Source organism: Georgenia soli (genome assembly GCF_002563695.1).
In the GTDB taxonomy this organism is placed as follows: Bacteria; Actinomycetota; Actinomycetes; order Actinomycetales; family Actinomycetaceae; genus Georgenia; species Georgenia soli.
In genome coordinates, this window is sequence record NZ_PDJI01000004.1 from 1,300,173 (window position 1) to 1,319,686 (window position 19,514).

The 19,514-nt window shown below is 71.7% G+C and carries 17 protein-coding genes; 6 read left to right on the top strand and 11 right to left on the bottom strand.

All coding sequences use genetic code 11. The features are described 5' to 3' along the window. Positions 1 to 3 precede the first annotated feature (3 nt). From ATJ97_RS07170 to manA, 4 genes are all read left to right on the top strand, one after another. Entirely contained in the window at positions 4 to 681 is a 678-nt protein-coding gene (locus ATJ97_RS07170) for a class II aldolase/adducin family protein (RefSeq protein ID WP_098483148.1), read from the top strand. Position 682: 1 nt separating this feature from the next. After that, positions 683 to 1,954, top strand: a complete 1,272-nt coding sequence (locus tag ATJ97_RS07175; protein WP_098483149.1) for a Tm-1-like ATP-binding domain-containing protein — start codon at positions 683 to 685, stop codon at positions 1,952 to 1,954. A 4-nt stretch (positions 1,955 to 1,958) separates the two neighbouring features. Next, positions 1,959 to 3,062 (top strand): zinc-dependent alcohol dehydrogenase, encoded by a 1,104-nt coding sequence (locus ATJ97_RS07180; RefSeq protein ID WP_098483150.1) that lies wholly within the window; start codon positions 1,959 to 1,961, stop codon positions 3,060 to 3,062. A 92-nt stretch (positions 3,063 to 3,154) separates the two neighbouring features. Then, a complete protein-coding gene (gene manA, locus ATJ97_RS07185) occupies positions 3,155 to 4,363 on the top strand; it encodes a mannose-6-phosphate isomerase, class I (RefSeq protein ID WP_098483151.1) in 1,209 nt (402 codons plus the stop codon). An 87-nt stretch (positions 4,364 to 4,450) separates the two neighbouring features. Here the strand turns inward: manA and ATJ97_RS07190 are convergent, their stop codons facing one another. Together ATJ97_RS07190 and ATJ97_RS07195 are read right to left on the bottom strand one after the other, a co-directional pair. After that, entirely contained in the window at positions 4,451 to 5,803 is a 1,353-nt protein-coding gene (locus tag ATJ97_RS07190; RefSeq protein ID WP_098483152.1) for an MFS transporter, read from the bottom strand. After that, the gene (locus ATJ97_RS07195) at positions 5,800 to 6,249 is read right to left on the bottom strand and encodes a MarR family transcriptional regulator (protein WP_098483153.1); all 450 of its coding nucleotides are present in this window, start codon (positions 6,247 to 6,249) and stop codon (positions 5,800 to 5,802) included. Before ATJ97_RS07195 ends, ATJ97_RS07190 begins: the two co-directional genes overlap by 4 nt. Before the next feature lie 258 nt (positions 6,250 to 6,507). Between ATJ97_RS07195 and ATJ97_RS07200 the strand changes: the two genes are divergently transcribed. Further along, complete coding sequence (locus ATJ97_RS07200) at positions 6,508 to 7,536, top strand: M14 family zinc carboxypeptidase (RefSeq protein ID WP_098483154.1); 1,029 nt, start codon at positions 6,508 to 6,510, stop codon at positions 7,534 to 7,536. 19 nt (positions 7,537 to 7,555) lie between these two features. On the opposite strand, the gene rarD is transcribed toward ATJ97_RS07200, so the two are convergent. The 7 genes from rarD to ATJ97_RS07235 form a co-directional block, all read right to left on the bottom strand. Next, complete coding sequence (gene rarD, locus ATJ97_RS07205) at positions 7,556 to 8,545, bottom strand: EamA family transporter RarD (protein WP_098483155.1); 990 nt, start codon at positions 8,543 to 8,545, stop codon at positions 7,556 to 7,558. Between the two features lie 47 nt (positions 8,546 to 8,592). Then, positions 8,593 to 10,131: an FAD-dependent oxidoreductase gene (locus ATJ97_RS07210; RefSeq protein ID WP_098483156.1), complete on the bottom strand. Its 1,539-nt coding sequence runs from the start codon at positions 10,129 to 10,131 to the stop codon at positions 8,593 to 8,595. Between the two features lie 30 nt (positions 10,132 to 10,161). Next, a complete protein-coding gene (locus ATJ97_RS07215) occupies positions 10,162 to 11,598 on the bottom strand; it encodes an FAD-dependent oxidoreductase (protein ID WP_143426907.1) in 1,437 nt (478 codons plus the stop codon). 71 nt (positions 11,599 to 11,669) lie between these two features. Next, positions 11,670 to 13,121 carry an FAD-dependent oxidoreductase gene (locus ATJ97_RS07220; protein WP_098483158.1) on the bottom strand — a complete coding sequence of 484 codons (1,452 nt, stop codon included), beginning with the start codon at positions 13,119 to 13,121 and terminating at the stop codon, positions 11,670 to 11,672. A 102-nt stretch (positions 13,122 to 13,223) separates the two neighbouring features. After that, positions 13,224 to 14,054, bottom strand: coding sequence for an SDR family NAD(P)-dependent oxidoreductase (locus ATJ97_RS07225; protein ID WP_098483159.1), 831 nt, complete (start codon positions 14,052 to 14,054; stop codon positions 13,224 to 13,226). A gap of 30 nt (positions 14,055 to 14,084) precedes the next feature. After that, on the bottom strand, positions 14,085 to 14,450 hold the full coding sequence (locus tag ATJ97_RS07230; RefSeq protein ID WP_098483160.1) for an NIPSNAP family protein: 366 nt from the start codon (positions 14,448 to 14,450) through the stop codon (positions 14,085 to 14,087). Then, on the bottom strand, positions 14,447 to 15,862 hold the full coding sequence (locus ATJ97_RS07235; protein WP_098483161.1) for an MFS transporter: 1,416 nt from the start codon (positions 15,860 to 15,862) through the stop codon (positions 14,447 to 14,449). Before ATJ97_RS07235 ends, ATJ97_RS07230 begins: the two co-directional genes overlap by 4 nt. A 234-nt stretch (positions 15,863 to 16,096) precedes the next feature. Between ATJ97_RS07235 and ATJ97_RS07240 the strand changes: the two genes are divergently transcribed. Continuing rightward, positions 16,097 to 16,858, top strand: a complete 762-nt coding sequence (locus ATJ97_RS07240; RefSeq protein ID WP_098483162.1) for an IclR family transcriptional regulator — start codon at positions 16,097 to 16,099, stop codon at positions 16,856 to 16,858. A 193-nt stretch (positions 16,859 to 17,051) separates the two neighbouring features. On the opposite strand, the gene ATJ97_RS07245 is transcribed toward ATJ97_RS07240, so the two are convergent. Then, complete coding sequence (locus tag ATJ97_RS07245) at positions 17,052 to 18,386, bottom strand: MFS transporter (RefSeq protein WP_098483163.1); 1,335 nt, start codon at positions 18,384 to 18,386, stop codon at positions 17,052 to 17,054. 83 nt (positions 18,387 to 18,469) lie between these two features. Beyond that, entirely contained in the window at positions 18,470 to 19,267 is a 798-nt protein-coding gene (locus tag ATJ97_RS07250) for an SDR family NAD(P)-dependent oxidoreductase (RefSeq protein WP_245862240.1), read from the bottom strand. Between the last annotated feature and the right edge of the window lie 247 nt (positions 19,268 to 19,514).

Genomic DNA, 19,514 nt, shown 5'->3' on the forward strand with positions numbered 1-19,514 from the left:
CACATGGCCGGACAGAGCCCGCTCGACGCCGTCGACCCGCGGCTCCTGAGGCTGCTGCGCGAGGAGCTCGTCGCGGTCTCGCGCCGGTGCTACGAGCGGGGCCTGGTGCCGGGGGTGAGCGGGAACAACAGCCTGCGCGTCCCGGGCACCGACCTGCTGCTCATCAAGACGACCGGCTGCTGCCAGGGCGACATGGACACCGCGGACACCGCCGTGATGACGCTGGACGGGGAGGTCCTCGAGCCCGGGCGGCAGCCGTCGAAGGAGTGGCGGTGGCACTCGGCGATCTACCGGGCCCGGCCCGACGTCGGGGCGGTGGTCCACCAGCACCCGCCGTACGCGGTGGCGTTCGCGGTCGCGAACCGGGTCCCGCCGGTCGTCCACACCGCGGCGCGCGGGCACCTGCGGCGCATCGCCCTGGTGGACCTGCTGCCGGCCGGCTCGGAGGACCTGGCCAACCAGATCACCGAGCTCTTCTCCGACGGCGAGCTGCGCGTGGCCCTCATGCGCGAGCACGGCACGGTCGCCGTCGGGCCGGACCTGCGGACCGCCTACTACCGGACCGAGTACCTGGAGGACAACGCGCGGGTGGCGCTGCTGGCGGCGCAGGCGGTCGCCCTCTCCCCGCACGACCACGTCCACCTCGCCGAGGACCTCGCGCCGCTGGCCGAGGACGCCTGAGGTGGCCGCCGCCCCGCCCGCCGGGCCCGCGACGACGCCGGTCGTCGCCGTCCTGGCGACGCTCGACACCAAGCGGGAGGAGGCCCGCTTCCTCCGGGACCGGGTCGCGGCGGAGGGCGGCGAGCCCGTCGTCGTCGACATCGGCCTGACGACGGCGGACGAGCCGCTCGCCACCGTGCCCGCCTCGGCCGTGGCCGGGGCCGCCGGCCGCGACGTCGCGGGGCTGCGGGCCGGGCCGCGGGACGAGGCCATGGCGGCCATGGGCGCGGGGGCGGCCGCCCACCTGACCCGCTGGTACGAGAGCGGCCGGCTCGACGGGATGATCGGCGTCGGCGGGAACCAGGGCACCGCGGTGGCGTCCATCGCGATGCGCGCGGTCCCCGTCGGCGTGCCGAAGCTGCTGATCTCGACGGTGGCTTCCGGGAACGTGCGCAAGTACGTCATGGACTCCGACATCGCGATGCAGTTCTCCGTGGCGGACCTGCTCGGCGGGCCGAACATCGTCACCACCTCGATCCTGGACACCTGCGCCGCCGGCATCGTCGCGATGGCGCGGGCGGGGGCGCGGCACCGCGCCGAGGCCCGCCCCCGGGCGAGCGCGGTGGCGGTGACCGCCTTCGGGAACACCGAGACCGCCGTCGTCCGGGCGATCTCCGTCCTGCGGGAGCAGGGCTACGAGATCGTGCCGTTCCACGCCTCCGGCGCGTGCGGCTCGGCGATGGAGCGCCTGATCCGCCAGGGCACCATCCAGGCGGTGCTCGACATGACCACGCACGAGCTGCTCGGCGAGCTGCACCCGCGGGACATCTACGCGCCCGTGCGGCCGGGCCGCCTGACGGCGGCGGGCGAGGCCGGCATCCCGCAGGTCGTCGTCCCCGGCGGCCTGGAGTACCTGTGCTTCGGCGGTCTCGACGAGATCCCGGAGCGCTACCGCGGCCGCCCCACCCACGTCCACAACCCCTACAACACCAACGTCCGGGCGACGGCGGAGGAGCTGGCCGCCGTCGGCGAGCTCATGGCCGCCCGGCTCAACGCCGCCACGGGCCCGGCCGCCGTCCTGGTCCCGCTGCGCGGCTGGTCCCACGTGGGCAGCCCGGGCGGGATCCTGCACGACCCGGCGGCCAACCAGGCGCTCGTGGACGTCCTGAGCGCCCGCCTGAGGAGCGACATCCCCCTGACGCTGCTCGACCTGTCCATCAACGACGAAGAGTTCGCCGTGACCGCGGCGCAGACCCTGACCGACATGGTGGGAGCCCCCACCGCCGTGAGGTGAAGAGATGACCACGACGTCAGCCGCCCCCGGGCGGCGCACCGACGAGCAGATCCCCGACACGATGCGGGCCGCCGTGCTGTTCGGGCCGGGCGACATCCGGGTGGTCGACAAGCCCGTCCCCCGCCCCGGCCCCGACGAGGTGCTGGTGAAGGTCGCGATGTGCGGGATGTGCGGCACCGACCTGAAGATCTACGACGGCCACTTCCCCGGCACTCCCCCGTACGGCGAGTACACCCCGGGGCACGAGTGGACCGGCACCGTGTTCGCCGTCGGGGAGACCGTGGACGAGGTGGCCCCCGGGGACCGGGTGTGCATCGAGGCGCACCACGGCTGCGGCCGCTGCGACAACTGCCTGGTGGGCCTGTACACCGCCTGCCTGAACTACGGGAACCGCGCCAAGGGCCACCGCGCCTCCGGGATGACGACCGACGGCGGCTTCGCGCAGTACGCCCTGCACAACGTGGCCTCCGTCTACAAGATGCCCGAGAGCGTCTCCTTCAAGGACGCGGTGCTCATCACCACCGCGGGCACCGGCCTGTACGGGCTCGACGCCACGGGCGGGTACGTCGCCGGCGACAACGTCGTGATCTTCGGGCCCGGCCCCGTGGGTCTCATGACGGTCCAGGCGTGCAAGCAGCTCGGGGCGAGGAACGTCATCCTCGTCGGCACCCGGCCGAGCCGGCTCGAGATGGGCCGGCGGCTCGGGGCGGACCACGTGGTCAACAGCCGTGAGGCCGACGTCGTGGAGACGGTGAGGAAGCTGACCGGCGGCGGCGCGGACCTCGTGATCGAGACCTCCGGGGCGACGGTCACGCCGCAGCAGTGCGTGGAGACCGTGCGCCGGGGCGGGAAGATCCTCTTCGTCGCCTTCTACCCGGAGCCGGTCACGTTCGACCTCACCGCGGCGGTGCGCAACGACGTCACCATGTACACCACGCGCGGCGAGGGCGGGAACAACGTCAAGCGGGCCGTGGCGCTGGCGGAGATGGGCCGGCTCAGGGGCGAGGAGCTCGTCACGCACGAGTTCCCGCTCGACGACATCGCCGAGGCGCTGCGCGTGGTCCGCGAGCGCGACGGGGACCCGCTCAAGGTGGTCATCGCGTTCTGACCACGTGACCAGGACCACGCCGCCTTCCCTCGCCCCGTCGATGCCGGGTCTCCCTATGATGCCGGGACGGCATCGACAGGGGGATGAAGAGAGTGCAGCGCATCGTCGGCGTGGAGCGGGACTACGCCTGGGGCTCGCCCGACGCCATCCCCTCGCTGCTGGGGCGGCAGCCCACGGGCTCCCCCGTCGCCGAGCTGTGGTTCGGTGCCCACCCGGACGCCCCCGCGCGCCTTCCCGCCACGTTCGGCGAGACCGGGCCGGACCTGCGCACGCACATCGCCGCGGACCCGGTCGGCGCCCTCGGCGAGGACGTCGTCTCCCGCTTCGGCCCCGAGCTGCCGTTCCTCCTCAAGCTCATCGCGCCCGCGAGGCCGCTCTCGCTGCAGGTGCACCCCAGCCTCGAGCGCGCCCGCGAGCGCTTCGCCGCGGAGTCCGCGGCCGGGATCGCGTTGGACGACCCCACGCGCAGCTACCGCGACCCCAACCACAAGCCCGAGCTCGTCTTCGCCCTCACCACCTTCCGGGCGATGTGCGGCTTCCGGGCGCCGCGCCGGGCCGCCGAGCTCCTCGCCGGGCTCGACGCCCCCCTCGCCCAGGAGCTCCACGCCATGCTGCGCGCGGACCCGACGGCGGAGGGGGTCCGGGCCGCGTTCACCTCGCTCCTCGACGACGCCACCCGCCCGTCCGCCGAGGCGGTCCACGAGGTGGCCCGGGCGTGCGCGCGACGCCTGGCCGACGGGTCGCCGTCGCCGCGCGCGGACACCACCGTGGTGAAGCTGGCCGACGCCTACCCCGGCGACCCCGGCGTCGTCGTCTCGCTGCTGCTCAACCCGGTCACGCTGCAGCCCGGTGACGCCCTCTTCGTGCCGGCCGGCGGTGTGCACGTCTACCTGGCCGGGCTGGGCGTGGAGCTGATGGCCGCGTCGGACAACGTGCTGCGCGCGGGCCTGACCCCCAAGCACGTCGACGTGCCGGAGATGCTCGAGTGCGTCGACTACGTCGCCGCGCCGCCCATCCGCATCGCGCCCGAGGTGTTCCACGGCGCCACCCGGGTGTTCTACGCCCCGGTGGACGACTTCGAGCTCGCCGTCACCACCCTCACCGACACCGACGGCGGCCCGGACCACCCGCTCCCCGGCCGCGGGCCGCGGGTGCTGGTGTGCCTCGACGGCCGCGTCGAGGTGAGCTCCCGGACCGACTCCGCCGTCCTCGAGCGGGGCGACGCGTACTTCGTCCGCGCGGACGAGGGCGCGCTGCGCGGGCGCGGCGCCGGCACGCTCGTCCAGGCGGACGTTCCGTAGAACGTCCGGGCGGACGTCCCGTAGGACGTCCGGGCCGACGTGCCGTAGAGCCCGCGGGACCGACGTGCCGCCGTGCGGCACCGTCAGCTACGCCGTCTCGCTCCCGTGGCGGGCTTCCTGCGCCGCGAGCGCCGCACGGGTCTGCTCACGCTCGGCGCGCTCGGCCTCGCGGGCGAACCGCTCCCGCGGCCCGGTCATGACCAGGTGCGGGCGGTGCAGCAGCGAGTAGCGCACCTCCACGTCCCAGGACCGCTTCGCCCACAGGGCGGCGACGACGGCCACGAGGATCGACGCGATCGCACCGATCCCCACGGACCAGCGGGGGCCGAACGCCTCCGCCACCCAGCCCACGATCGGCGCACCGAGCGGCGTGGTGCCGAGGAAGACCATCATGTACAGGCTCATGACCCGCCCCCGCATCGCGGGCTCGGTGCTCATCTGCACCGTCGTGTTGGCGGCGGTCATCATCGTCAGCGAGAAGAACCCGACGGGGATGCACAGCAGCGCGTACAGCTCGTAGGTGGGCATCAGCGCCTGCAGCCCCATGGTGACGCCGAACGCCAGGGCCGCGGCGATGACCAGCCCGACCCGCGGGTTCCGCCGTCGGGCCGCCATGAGCGCGCCGCTGAGGGAGCCGATCGCCAGGATCGAGCCCAGGACGCCGTACTGCCCGGCGCCCAGCCCGAACGCCTCGCGCGCCATGACGGCGGAGGTGAGCTGGAAGTTCAGGCCGAACGCCCCCACGACGCCGACGACCACCAGGATCGTGATGATGTCAGAGCGCCGGCGCACGTACGCGATCCCCTCGCGCACCTGACCCTTGCCCCGGGTGGCGTGCGGCAGCTGGTTGAGCTCGCGGGTGCGCATGAGCGTCAGGGAGAAGATGGTCGCGGCGAACGAGACCGCGTTGATGATGAAGATCCAGCCGGGCCCGACGGCCGCGATGAGCAGGCCCGCCACGCCAGGGCCGATGAGGCGGGCGGCGTTGAACGACGTCGAGTTCAGCCCGACGGCGTTGGGCAGGTCGGCCGCCGGGACCATCTCGGCCACGAAGGTCTGGCGCACGGGAGAGTCGAGCGCCGCGACCACGCCCAGCAGCAGCGCGAACACGTAGACGTGCCACAGCTGCGCCGTCTCGGTGAGCACGAGCACGCCCAGGCCGGCGGCGAGCAGGCCCATGGAGCCCTGGGTGGCGATCAGCATCTTGCGGCGGTCGAGGCGGTCCGCGAGCAGGCCGGCGTACGGGCTGAGCAGGAGCATCGGGAGGAACTGCAGGCCCGTGACGATGCCGACGGCGAAGCCCGAGCCCTCGGGGAGGATCGCCAGCACGAGCCAGTCCTGCGCGACGCGCTGCATCCAGGTGCCGATGTTGGCCACCAGGGCGCCGACGAACCACAGGCGGTAGTTGAAGTACCGCAGCGAGTAGAAGGTGCGACTCACTCCTCCACCATCCTTCGCAGAATCGTCGCGGCCTCGGCGACCACCTGCCGTTCGTCCGGGGTGAGCCTCGCCAGGCGCTTGTCCAGCCAGGCGTTGCGCCGCCGCTTGATCTCCCGGACGAGCTCGTTGCCGGCCTCGGTCGGCGTGACGACGACGCAGCGCTTGTCGCGCGGGTCCGTCCCCCGGGTGACGAGCCCGCGCTCCTCGAGCGACGCGATGGTGCGGGTCATGGAGGGGCGCTGGACGTGGTCGTGCTCGGCCAGCGTCCCGGCCGTCATCGGGCCCAGGTGGTACAGCGCCGACAGCACGGAGTGCTGCGCCTCCGTCACCTCGAGCGTGGACTCGGTGCGGAGCCGGCGCGAGAGGCGGAGGACGGCGATGCGCACGTTGGTCGCCAGGTCGGGGCGCCGGTCGGCGCGGTGCGGGGCTGCGGTCGTCTCACTCATACGGTTAGTTAGTCTAGGTCATTAGCAATGCTAATTACTAGGGGTAACGGACGTGAGGCCGGGCACCTCGTGGCCGGGCACCCTGGGGCCGCGCACTAGCGGCCATGTCCCCTACCGGCCGCACCGCACCCCTGCCGCGGCGCCTCCCGCCCGGGCCACGATGACCTCCACCCGGCAGCCGGGGCGGCAGGGCCGCCCGCAGGATCCGGGGCCACGGCCGCGCCCGTCGCGGCACCGTCCGAACCATGGGGAGCACGCATGAAGAAGTCTGCATCGGCGGTCGTCCTGCTCGGCTCGCTCGCACTCGGCGCGGGCCTCTGCACGCCGGCGCTGGCGGGCGAGGGGCCCAACTACGGCGGAAAGGAGACGGTCAACACGTCGATCCTCACCACCTACGACGAGCTCGTCGCCTTCCTGCAGGACCAGGACGCCCGGCAGGACGCCATGGAGCTGGAGGTGATCGGGCAGAGCGTCAAGGGCCGCGACCTCCACCTCGTGAAGTACCTGACGGACCCGGACAACCCGACGATCCTCTACCTCACGCAGCAGCACGGCAACGAGCAGCTCACCACCGAGGCCACCATGGAGTTCATCCGGTCCCTCGGCACGGGGAAGAACGCCGGGCTGCTGCAGGACGTCAACATCCTCATCGTCCCGATGCTCAACGCCGACGGCGCGATGGGCGACGTGAACTTCTCCCTCGACGGCTACCTCGCCGCCGGCGACCGCCACCTCACCCGGTACAACGCCAACGAGATCGACCTCAACCGTGACCACGTGGCGAGGTCCCAGCCGGAGACCCAGGCGCTCCACACCAACGTCCTCGCCGCCTACGACATCGACTACGCGGTCGACCTGCACCACCAGGGCACCGACCGGGAGGCCGACGGCCGGCTCGTCTCCGGCGCCATCCTCTACCCGACCAGCCCCACCGTGGACCCCGCGGTGGTCGAGGACTCCAAGCGGCTCGGCGCCGTCGTCCACGACGCGGTGAACTCCTACGGCTGGGGCCACGTCGCCATGTACGACGTCGGCGGCAGCGCCGACACGATCGCCCGAAACGGCGTCGCGTCGCAGTACGGCATCGCCACCCTGCTGTTCGAGATGCGGGGCATGTCCGACCACGAGGACCCCTCGCGCGTGCTCGGCCAGAAGAGCAACGGCTACCTGATCCGGCAGACCGTCGTCACGCTCGAGGCCACGGCCCGCGCCATCGCGGACGGCTCGATCGACTCCGCGGACGTCTCGGTGTGGGACACCATGCCGGTCCAGCAGTCGCGGGAGTAGGGCCGACGGCGGACAACAGTCAGGCGAGGGCCCGGTGCGTCGGCGGACGCCCCGGGCCCTGAGCCTCCGACTCCTCGGGCGCGCCCGCCGGCTGCGGCCGCCCTGCTCGCGCCCGGGCACCTGCGCGAGCACCGTCGACCACGAGCACGAGCAGCGACACCCACACCAGCCCGAACCCGGCCCACCGCGCCACGGGCATGTCCTCCTGGAGCACCAGCACCGCGGAGACCAGCTGCAGCGCGGGGTTGAGGTACTGCAGGTTGCCGAGGAGGGACAGCGGCAGCCGGTTCGCGGCAGCCGCGAACGTCAGCAGCGGGAACATCGTCATCGGGCCCGAGAGCACGAGGAACAGGTCCGTGACGTCCCACCCGTCGCCCGCGAAGGTGGCCGTCCCCGCCAGGGACATCGCGACGACGGTGACGGCCGCGAACGGCACCAGGAGCAGGGACTCCACCGTGAGCCCGACGGTGGGAGTCACGCCGCGCCCGACCCGGTTCTTCACCAGGCTGTACAGCCCGAACGCGAGCGCCACGGTGACCGAGATCCACGGCAGCTTCCCGTACCCGACCGTCACCACCACGACCGCCACGGCGCCGATGCCGGCGGAGACCCACTGCGCCGGCCGCAGCCGCTCGCGGTTGACGACCACCGCGAGGAGGATCGTCACCAGCGGGCAGATGAAGTAGCCCAGCGCCACGTCCACGGCGCGTCCCGTCAGCGCACCGTAGGCGTAGAAGAACCACACGACGCCGATGAGGGCGGACGCGACGGCCAGCCGGTTCCGGGAGACGCGATCGGCGAGCGCCCGGAGCAGCGCCCCCCACTGCCGGGTGACGGCCATGATCACGAGCATCACGGCGACGGCCCACACCACCCGGTGGGCGACGATCTCCAGCGGGTGCACGCCCCACAGCAGGATGAGGTAGAGCGGGAAGAAGCCCCACGTCACGTAGCTGACGAGCCCTGCCACCAGTCCGTCGCGGCGGTCCTTGGCCTCGATCGCGTCCATGCCGTCCTCTCTCCGCCGGGCTCACGTGGCCGGCGGCCCCTCGGGTGTCAGCGGGCCAGGACCGGCTCGGCGACCTTGAGGTCGACGCGGTTCTGGGCCTGGGCCACGTGCCTCCCGGCGAGCCGGCCGGAGATCATGGCCCAGCCGATGTGCAGGCCGTGGTTGAGGAGCTGCAGCCCGCCCTGCCCGGTGGAGCCGGCGGCCCACAGCCCGGGGACGACCTCTCCGTCCTCGGTTGTCACGCGGAGCTGGGTGTCCACCGCCAGTCCGCCGTCGGCGAGGGTGACGTAGGCGTTCATCGGGCCGAGGGCGTAGAAGGGCCCTTCCGTGACGCCCTCTCCGAGCCGCTCGCGGCCGAACTCGGCGTCCACGCCGGCGCGCACCTGCTCGTTCCACCGCGCCACCGACGCCCTGAGTGCCGCCGGGGCGATGCCCGTGCTGGCGGCGAGCTCCTCGAGCGTGTCTGCCTGGTGGTAGACGTCCGGACGGAACCGCTTGTAGTCCTGCACGTAGGCGTACGCCACACCGGGGAAGGTGGAGACCGGGTTGGGCCATGCGGAGAACTTCTTGGCGACCTTCGCGTCGAAGATCATGTACCCCGTGTTGGCGTCCGTGGCCGCCACCGCGCGGGCCATCAGCTTGTCGGAGTCCTCGTTCGCCAGCCGCTGCCCGTCCGGGCCGACCAGGATCGCCCCGGCGCCGTACATGGTGTTGTTCGGGCCGATCCAAGATGTCAGCGCGCCTCGGATGACGTACGCGAGCAGGCTCTTCGGGAGACGCTCGACCACCACTCGCATGAGCTTCGTCAGCCCGGGGACCGAGGGGAGCATCTTGATCGGGTCCGGGCGGGTGGACGGCGCGAACCGCAGCCCCTCGTACAGGCGGTCCATCTGCATCATGACGCCGCCGGCCTCGGTGCCCAGGTAGAACCCGTCACCGGTGTTGTTCGGGTTCACCGGGGGCACCTTGGCCGCGGCCTCGCCGACGTACCTGGCCTTCAGCTCGGTGGAGGCGGAGTAGTCGCCGGTTGCGAGGATGACGCCGCGGCGGCCGAAGTAGTTCTGCCCGTTCGCGGAGGCGCCGATGATCTCGCCGGCCGCGTTGCGCAGCAGCTTCTCCACGCGCATGGAGGTGTAGATGGCCACCCCGCGCTTCCTGCACTCGCGCAGCAGCGCCTCCCGGTAGGCCTTGGAGTTCGGGAGCACGTTGTGCATGCGCGGCTTCTCGTACGGCGGCTCCGGGGTGGGGCCGAGGAACTGCACACCGATGCTGGAGAGCCACTCCACCGTCGGCCCGGCGTTCTCGGCCAGGATCCGGCGCAGCTCCTTGTTCTCGCGCGCCTCGAACTCCCCGTTGGCAACCTTCATGTCCTCAACGAAGAGGTCGATGCTGTCGTTCACCCCCGCCCGGTACTGGTAAGAGGTGTTCGCGGCCGTGAAGGAACCGACCGACATCGCGGTCGAGCCGCCCACCTCGGCGCACTTCTCCAGGATGATGACGGAGGCCCCCGACGTCGCGGCCGAGATCGCGGCGCTCATGCCCGACCCGCCGCCGCCGATGACCAGGACGTCTGCCGTGTAGATCATGATGTGTTCCTCGTTCGTTCGTGGTTCGGGTCAGCGGGCGCCGGCGAGGGCAGCGGTCCCGACGGCCGGGTCCAGTCCTTCCGCGGAGCTCCCGACGGCGGTGCGCGCGGCCCGTGCGGCGGCCGCGCCTGCCCAGCGTCCGGTGATGTAGCCGGGCGCCAGTCCGCCGGCGTAGCCGTAGTTGGACAGTCCCCCGATGTCGGCGCCCGCGGCGTACAGACCGGGGACGGGCCGGCCGTCGTGGTCGAGCGCCTCGCCGTCGGCGTTGGTTCGGATCCCGCCGAAGGTGAAGGTGATGGACGGCTGGACCATCAGCGCGTAGAAAGGCCCGGTCTGCGGCGCCCGCGCCCCGGCCGCGACCGGGATCCCGCGGGCCACTCCCCCGCCGGCGCCGGCCACGGCGGTGTACCGCTCGAGGGTGTCGCCCAGGTTGGCACGGTCGACGCCCCAGGAGGCGACGACGTCGAGCAGGTCCCCGAGCGTGTCGGCGACGGCGTGCGTCGCGCCCGCTTCCACGGCCAGGGCGAAGCGGTCGATCGTGCCCAGGCCGGGGAAGGGCTCCTCGGTGCCCTCGGTGCGGCGGACGTGGTCGTCGAAGATCAGCACGCCGCGCGCCTCGGGCTGGAAGGTCACCGCCTGGTTGAGCAGCTCGTCGCCCTGGGTCTCGTCGACGAACCGCTCCCCGCGCAGGTTCACGAGCACCGTCGAGCCGGAGTAGTACTGCGACGAGGGCAGGAAGTCCTGCGGCTCAAACCGGTTCACCGGGTGACCGATGAGGTGGCCGTAGAAGGTGCTCATCGCCGTCGTCCCGCCGGCCCCGGCGGCACGCGCCAGGCGCAGCCCGTCGCCCACGCTGCCCGGGTTCGAGCGCAGCAGCAGCCGGTCGGCGTTCGGCCCGATGTGCCGGGTCAGCTCGTCCCGGGCGCCCTGGAACCCACCGGTGGTCAGGACGACGGCGGACGCGTCGTAGCGCACCAGGCGGCCGTCGGCCTCGCGGGCCACGACGCCGGTCACCCGCCTTCCGTCGTCGACAAGCGCGACGACGGCGGTGCCGGTGCGGGCCTCCCCGCCGGCGACGACGACCTCGTCCCGGCACCAGGCGAGGATCGCCTTGATGTCGGTGGAGTAGCCGATGCCGAAGGTCATGATGTCCCGCTTGGGCTCGTCAGAGACCCGCACCCCCGAGGCGCGCAGCTCGGCCAGCGCGTCCTCGTAGTCCGCCACGAGACGGCGGCCGAGGTCGAGCCGTCCCAGCGGGATGCGCGCCTGGTAGGCCTCGACGGTGGGGGCGGTCCAGAACATCCCGGCCGACAGGGCCGCCGACCCGCCGAAGGTGTCCTGCTTCTCCAGCAGGGCCACCCGGGCCCCGGCCCGCGCGGCGGTCATGGCGGCCGCGGACCCGGACACGCCGGACCCGACGACCACGACGTCCGCTGTGCGGACCTCGTCGACATGGTGGTGGTTCATCACTTCGGGCTCCTTCGACGCTGGGCGCCTGGCTGCGCAGCGATCAGTGGCGGGAACGGCAGGTGGGAGGGTCACGCGACCGGGACGGCGTCGACCCGATCCGGGGCGGCAGGCTCGGCCGCGCCCGTCCGGTCGGTGACGAGCCGGTCGGCCGTCAGCCTGCCGGCGGCGTGGCGGGCCACGATGCCGCCGAACACGGCCCCCTTCCCGAGGGACGTGCCGGTCATGTAGGCGGCGCCGTGGAACCCGCCGGTGACCTCACCGATCGCGTACAGGCCCTCGATGACGTCGCCGTCGACGTCGACGACCTGGCCGGACGGGTTGATGGTCACCCCGCAGTAGGTGGTGGTCATCAGCGCCTTGGCCGGGTAGGCGTAGTACGGGGCGGTGTCGATCGGGAGCAGGTCGCCCACCCCGTTGCACAGGTTCGTGCGCCCCACCTCGTCCTCGGCCTCGCCCGCCACGGCGGCGTTGTACCGGGCCACGGTCTGGACGAGCGCGTCCGGGTCGATGCCGGCGGCCTCGGCGAGCTCCTCGATGGTGTCGGCCCTGAAGACGTGCCCGATCTCCTCCAGGGTGTCGATGTCCTTCAGCGGGATGCCGCGGTGGGACTTCGCCCGCACCTTGGCGTCGAACACCTCGAAGCCCAGGCCCTCGGGCTCGTCGAGGACCACCCGGCCCAAGGTCTTGTAGTCCACGGACTCATCCACGAACCGGCGACCGTCCTTGTTCACGATGATCGCGCCCATGTAGTAGGCGGTGAGCAGCTCGTGGAACTCCTCCCCCGTCTCCGGGTGGGAGCCGTAGGTGGCGGAGACGAACGACATGTCGGCCATGCCCGCGCCGAGCTTCCACGCCATCTTGAGCCCGTCGCCGGTGTTGCCCTTCCCGCCGTAGGGGATGGCGGCGAGCTGCTCGGGGGCGAAGATCTTCAGCAAGTCCGTCCCACGGGAGAACCCGCCCGTGGCCAGCACCACCCCGCCCCGGGCGCCGAACAGCACCTCGCCGTCCGGGGTGTCCGCGACGACGCCGGTCACCCGGTCACCATCGCGCACCAGCCGCACCGCCCGGTGCTCCAGGTGCGTCTCGCCGCCCGCCGCTTCGAAGTCGCGGTGGAGGGTGGCCAGCACGTCCTTGATGGCGGCGTTGTGGCCGCGCCGGGCGGACATCCCGGAGCTGATCTCGACCTCGCGGAACTGGACCCCGTGGTCCTTCAGCCACCGGTAGGTGTTCTCCTGGTTGGCCAGGTAGGCCTCCAGCAGGGCCCGGTCGTTGAGGTGCTCGCCGGCCTCGAGCATGTCGCTGAGGAACAGCTCGGCGGAGTCCTCGATGCCCTGCTCGGACTGCTCCGGAGTGCCGGAGAAGGCGAACCAGCCCCCGCTCATCGCGGAGGACCCGCCCAGCTTCTCGGTCTTCTCCAGCAGGGCGACGCTCAGGCCGGCCTCGGCGGCGGCGGTCGCCGCGGTCTGCCCGGCGATGCCGGAGCCGACGACGACCAGGTCGAAGGTGTGGGTGACGGACATGGTGAAAACTCGCTCTCTCGGTTCTGGGTGTACGGCCGGCCGCTCGCAGGGGTACACGGCCGGCCGCACGTCGGGGGGCGGCCGGTCAGCCGGAGGTGGACGTCAGCAGGTGAGCCAGCCGCCGTTGACGTCGAGGCTCGTGCCGGTGATGTAGGACGCCTGGTTGGAGACGAGGAAGGCGACGGCGTCGGCGATCTCCTCGGGCCGGGCGAACCGGTGCATGGGCACCTGGTCGAGCAGCGGACCCTCGGGCGGCACCTCGCCCATCATCGGGGTCTGCACGAAGCCGGGGGCCACCCCGTTGACGCGGATCCGGTACCCGGCCAGCTCGCGGGACAGGCTCGCCGTGAGGTTCTGCAGGGCAGCCTTCGACGCCGCGTACGCCACGGTCGAGGGCAGGAACGGCGGGAAGATCGCGTCCGGCGCCCCGCCGGTGCCGAGCTTGGCGGTGATCGACAGCAGGTTGACGATGCTCGCCGTCCCGTCCGTCGGCATGTAGCGGTAGGCCTCCCGGATCAGGAAGAACGGGGCGCTGACGTTGACCGCCATGACCCGGTTCCACTCCTCGTCGCTCATCTCGAAGAAGGAGATCTTGCGCCCGTCACGCTTGGGCGAGATCCCGACGGCGTTGACGATGACGCCGATGGGCGCCTGTGCGGCCGCGGCCTCGGCAAGCGCCCGGTTGACGTCGCTCTCCGTGAGGTCGCCGGAGAACCCGCGATGGTCGGCGCCGTCGACCTCGGGCAGCGTGGCCGCGGTCCGTTGGGCGGCCGCGGCGTCGGCGTCGGCGACGACGACGGCGTAGCCGGCCGTGGCGAGGCGGCGCGAGATCGCCGCGCCGATGCCACCGGCACCGCCGGTGACGATGGCGGTCTGGGTCAGGGTCGCCGTCGTCGACGGCTCGTGGACGAGGGGCTCGGTCAGGGTTGCCATGCTTGTCTCTCCTTCGGTGACGCGCGGGCGTCAGCTGTTCGAGAACGCCGTGTCGGCGTCGGTGACGGTGACGGGCAGCGACCTGATCGGCGAGAACGTCGTCGGGTACATGATCTTGTTCGCCATCGTCATGATCATCGGGCGGATGATGGACAGGCACTCCTGCCACCGCTCGTTCTTGGCGAGCTCGGCCCGCCGCGCCCGTCGGTCCTCCAGGTCGGTGTAGGCCCAGAAGTGGTTGAGCTCGTTCTGGGGCCCGAACTCGGTGACGAAGTACCCGAGGAACCCACCGAGAATCGGCTTCTGGGCCGGCAGGCCGATGTTCTCGTACGCGTCGAGGTACTCGGCCAGGCTGGCGCCGGTGTGCAGGACGTAGGTGCGCTGCTCGACGATCATCGGGCCACCTCCATCGGCGTGGTGCTGGCGGCGGGCGCAGCCGCCCCGGACGCCACCTCGTCGGCAGACACGTACCGGCCGAAGCGGTGGGTGCCGCCCTCGAGGGTCTTGCCGTCCCCCATGAGCAGCATGTTGATGATGGCGGCGACGATCGTGACGACCCAGAAGATCGTGATGCTGATGGTGCTGCCGCCGCTGAGCCCGGTCAGCCAGGAGGCGATGAACGGGGCGGGTGCCGCGAAGATGAGGTTCGCGCCGGTCAGGGCGAGCGCGGAGCCCGTGTAGCGCTCGTGGGTGGGGAAGGCCTCCGCGAACAGGGCCCCCTGGCCGGCGTTCCCGAACTGCGCGGAGACGAGGGCGAAGGCGACCATCAGCAGGGTGACGGGGAAGCTGCCCAGGTCGACGACCGCGAAGAACATCACGGAGGCGATCAGCGTGCCGATGGAGCCCACCATGAGGATCTTGCGGCGGCCGTAGACGTCAGCCAGACGCCCGCCCCACCAGATGGCGATCACCGAGAGGAAGTTGGAGATCATGATGATGGTGAAGGTCTGGCTGCGCGTGAAGCCGTGGGTCGTCAGGTAGCTGATGCCGAAGACGGAGACGATGTAGAAGGTCAGGACGATCGGCGAGAAGGCCAGGATCAGGCGGAGCATTGTCACCCAGTGGGTCTTGATGACCTGGGCCGGGCTGCTGGTCTCCTGCGCGAGCTCCTTCATGCCCTCCTGGTAGACGGGCGTCTCCTCGACCTTGAGGCGGATGTAGACGCCGACAGCGACCAGGGCGATGCTGAGCAGGAACGGCACGCGCCAGCCCCACGACATGAAGGCCGCCTCGCTCAGCACCCCGGAGAGCACGGCGAGCATGAGGTTCGCGGCCACCTGGCTGATGGGCGACCCCATGGCCATGAGCGCGCCGTAGAAGGCACGGCGGTCGGTGGGGGCGTGCTCCATCGTCATCAGCTGGGCGCCGGTGGCCTCGCCGCCGAGGGCGAAGCCCTGGATGAACCGCATGACGACGAGCAGCAGCGGCGCGGCGAGCCCGATCGCCGAGTACGGCGGGAGCAGACCGATGATCAGGGAGGCGACGCCCATCGAGATGAACGTGGTGAGCAGCACCGTGCGGCGGCCGATCCGGTCGCCGAGGTGACCGAAGACGATGCCGCCCAGCGGACGGGCGAAGAAGCCGACGCCGAACGTGGCGAAGGAGGCGAGGATCCCCATCGCCGGGTCCAGCTCGTTGAAGAACAGCGCCGGGAAGACGGTGGCGGACATCGCGCCGTAGACGGCGAAGTCGAACCACTCGAGGGCGGACCCGAAGGTCCCGGAGACAACTGCCCGCTTGGCCTGGGGCGGGGCGGGCGTGGACGGACGCAGCGGGCGCCTGATGCGCGGCGAGGCGGTCTGACTCATCGGGGACTCCTTCGTCGGACGATCAGCGGAGTGTCGGGGTGAGGTCGTGCGGGCCGAGCGGCGGGGCCGGCGACGTGCCGGGGGTGGTGGCACGTGAGGCCCCGCTTCACCGGACGGGCCGGACGGACCGTCGGGGGTGCTCAGGAGCGGGAACGGACTTTGGTCCCGGTTGTGCTGTGAGCACGAAGGTAGGTCGTCGCTTGCGCTTCACGCAAGAGTCGCTACAGTTATTGCGTGCAGCGCAATACCAGCGTGGATCGCGTCGAGTCGGTCCATCGCGCCCTGGTCCTTCTCAAGCTCATCGGCGAGCGCGGCTCGCTCAGCGTGACGGAGGCCGCGAAGGCGTTGGAGGTCAACCCCTCCACCGCCCAGCGGCTCCTCGTCACGCTCGTCGGCGACGGGTTCGCCCGCCAGGGCGAGCGCAAGCGCTACGAGCCGGGCGCGGAGCTCCTCCGCCCCGGCGCCTCCCACGCGATACCGCCGCTGCGGGCCAGGCTACGGCCGCACCTGGAGCGGCTGTTCGAGCGCGTCGGCGAGACCGTCCACGTGGCGACGCTCGTCGGTACGGAGATCCACCACCTCGACGGCGTCGAGGCCGTCGGGCACCCGTTGCGCTTCGGCCTGCGCATCGGCGTCCGGCTGCCCGCCCACCAGACCTCGGCGGGCAAGGCGATGCTCGCCACCCTCGCCGAGGACGACGTGGACGCCCGGTACGAGGTGGCGATGAACAGTCCGCGCGGCACCGCGATGCGGGTCGAGCTCGCGGACCTCCACCAGCAGCTGGCGAAGGTCCGCCGGCAGCGCGTGGCGACGAACTTCGAGGAGAGCGAGCCCGGAGTCGCGGCGTTCGCCACCTCGATCGGGGTGATCGACGGCGAGCGGGCGGCCTTCAGCATCGCCATGCCCGTCGCGCGCTTCACGAAGGCGGACCTTCCGAAGTTCGTCAGCGCCCTGGTGCGCACCGCCGACGAGGCCGCCGCCGCGCTCCTGCTCTGAGCGCCGGGTCAACCAGGCTCGCTCCCCGAGCGCCGGGCCGACGCCGTCCGCCGTCGTGCACAAGGCACGACGGTGAGGTTTCGAGGCCGGAGAAGCATCGAAACCTCACCGTTGCCGGACGGCTGGGCGCCGGCCGGCCCGGAGGCCGCCCGGCGCCCGGTCACGGATCAAGCTCGACCGCAGCTTGTGCTGCTCAGGCCTGGCGCGAGCCCAGCTGGTCGAGCGGCACCTTGTAGGTCTCGCGCGCAGTGGCGACGGCGATGGCAGAGACGATGCAGGCGCAGGTCACCAGGGCGGCCGCCGGCCACCAGGCGTTGCCGTTGGCGGAGGAGACCGCCTGGATGATCGACGGCGAGAACCCGGTCAGCACGATCCCCAGCTGCAGGCCGATCGCCATCCCGCTGACCCGGAACTTCACGTTGAACATCTCGCTGAAGAACACGGGGTAGACGGCATTGGTGGCCCCGAAGGCGACGGTGATGCACAGGAACATGCCGAGGTAGATCATCGGGACGTTCGCCTCGCCGACGGCCCAGAAGAACTGCCACACCGAGACGGCACCGACGAGGTTGCCGCCGATCAGGACCGGCTTGCGGCCGATCCTGTCGCTGAGCGTGGCGAACAGCGGCTGGGTCACGAGCGCGGTCGCGTACCCGAAGATCGCGGTCCACAGCATGACGCTCGCCTCGATGCCGACCACGTTGGTGGCGTACGTGAGCCCGTACACGGGCACGACCGAGCTGATGACGATGAGGAACGCCGCGAAGATCACCCGCACGACGTCGCGAGGCTGGTGCCGGAGCAGCTCGCCCACGGGCACCTTGGCGACCGCGTCCTGCTCCTTGCGCTCGGCGAAGACCTCGGGCTCCTCGATCGTCCGGCGAAGGATCAGGCCGAAGACCACGATCACGGCGCTGAACCAGAACGGCACACGCCAGCCCCAGGACAGCATCTGCTCCTCGGGCAGCGCCGCGACGGCGAGGAAGGCGAACGTCGCGAGGATGTAGCCGACCCAGATGCCGTTGATCATCCAGGACGTGTAGAGGCCGCGCCTGCCCTCCGGGGCGTGCTCGAGGGTGAGCGAGGTCGATCCGGCGGCCTCGCCACCGACCGAGAGCCCCTGGAAGAGCCGGAGCACGACGAGAAGGGCCGGGGCGAGGATCCCGACGCTGTCGTAGGCCGGCAGGCAGCCGATCAGGAACGTCGCGATGCCCATGACGAGCAGGGTCGCGATCATGACGTTGCGCCGCCCGAGCCGGTCCCCGTAGTGCCCGGCGAGGAAGCCCCCGAGGGGTCGGGCCAGGTAGGCGACGCCGTACGTGGCGAGCGACAGCAGGAGGCCGGTCGCTCCGGCGTCGGGGAAGAACACCCTGCTGAACACGAGGGCCGAGGCCGACGCGTAGATGTACATGTCGTAGTACTCGAGGGCCCCGCCGAAGAAGCCGGCGAGGGAGGAGCGCTTGCCCTGGTTGGTTCCGGGCCTGGTGGGGGCGGCCGTGGCCGGAGGCTTGACGGTGGTCGTCGCCATTGACTGGTCCTTCTCCTGGAGTGGTAGGTGACTCTCGCCAGCGGTGCTGGCTCTCGGGGGTGCTTGGTGGGCGTGAGCCGAGCTCAGTAGTCGGCCCGACCGCCGGACAGGTCGTAGACGAAGCCCGTGGTGAACGACGCCTCGGGCGAGGTGATGTAGGAGACGAGGGCGGCCACCTCGGCGACCGTGCCGAACCGTCCCATCGGGATCAGCGATCTCTGGACCGCCTGCCGCTCCTCGGTCATGCCCGCGATGAGCGGCGTCTCGACAGAGGCAGGGGCGACGGCGTTGATCGTGACACCGGAGGCCGCGTACTCCTTGCCCACGGACTTCACGAGCCCGATCACGCCGGCCTTGGACGCCGAGTAGGCAGCCATCTGCGGGTTGCCCTCCTTGCCGGCGATGGACGCGACGTGCACGATGCGGCCGTAGCCGGCGGGTACCATCCGCGCGAGCGCGGCACGGGTGACGGCGAAGGCACCCCCCAGGTTCAGACCGACGACCCGGTCGAAGGTTGCCTGCGTCGTCTCGACGGTCGGCTCGACGGGGCCCAGGATCCCGGCGCAGTTCACGACGATCTCCAGGCCGCCGAGCTCACGGGCAGCGCTGTCGATCGCTTCCTCCACCGACCCGGCATCGGTGACGTCGATCGCGCCGCGGTGCACCTTTCCCGAGCCCTGCGGCCACCTCGCGTCCGCGAGGTCGAGGGCGGCGACGGCGTGGCCAGCGCCGGCAAGACGGGCGACGACCGCGGCGCCCATGCCGCTGGACGCCCCGACGACGACGGCACGTTGCGCCGTCGGCACCGGTACGCGGTCCTCGTCGGCACGCGCGGTCCTGGTGGATGGCGTGCGGGTGTCGTTCGTGAGCGTCTGACTCACCGGGGACTCCTTCGTCGATCGGATCAGCACACGGGGGCGGCCGGGCTCGTGCCGGCCCAAGAGCGAGCCAGGGGTGGCGGCTGCTGCGGAGCACGGGGCGCTGTGCGAGCGCCCTGTGGCAGGGACGGTCGATGTCCCCATCGGGACCTTGGCCCCCAGTTCTGGTGGGCATGAAGGTAGGAGACCGGTTGCGCGCGGCGCAACCCCTCTGCCATTTGTTTGCGCCTACCGCAACAACCGGCGTCAG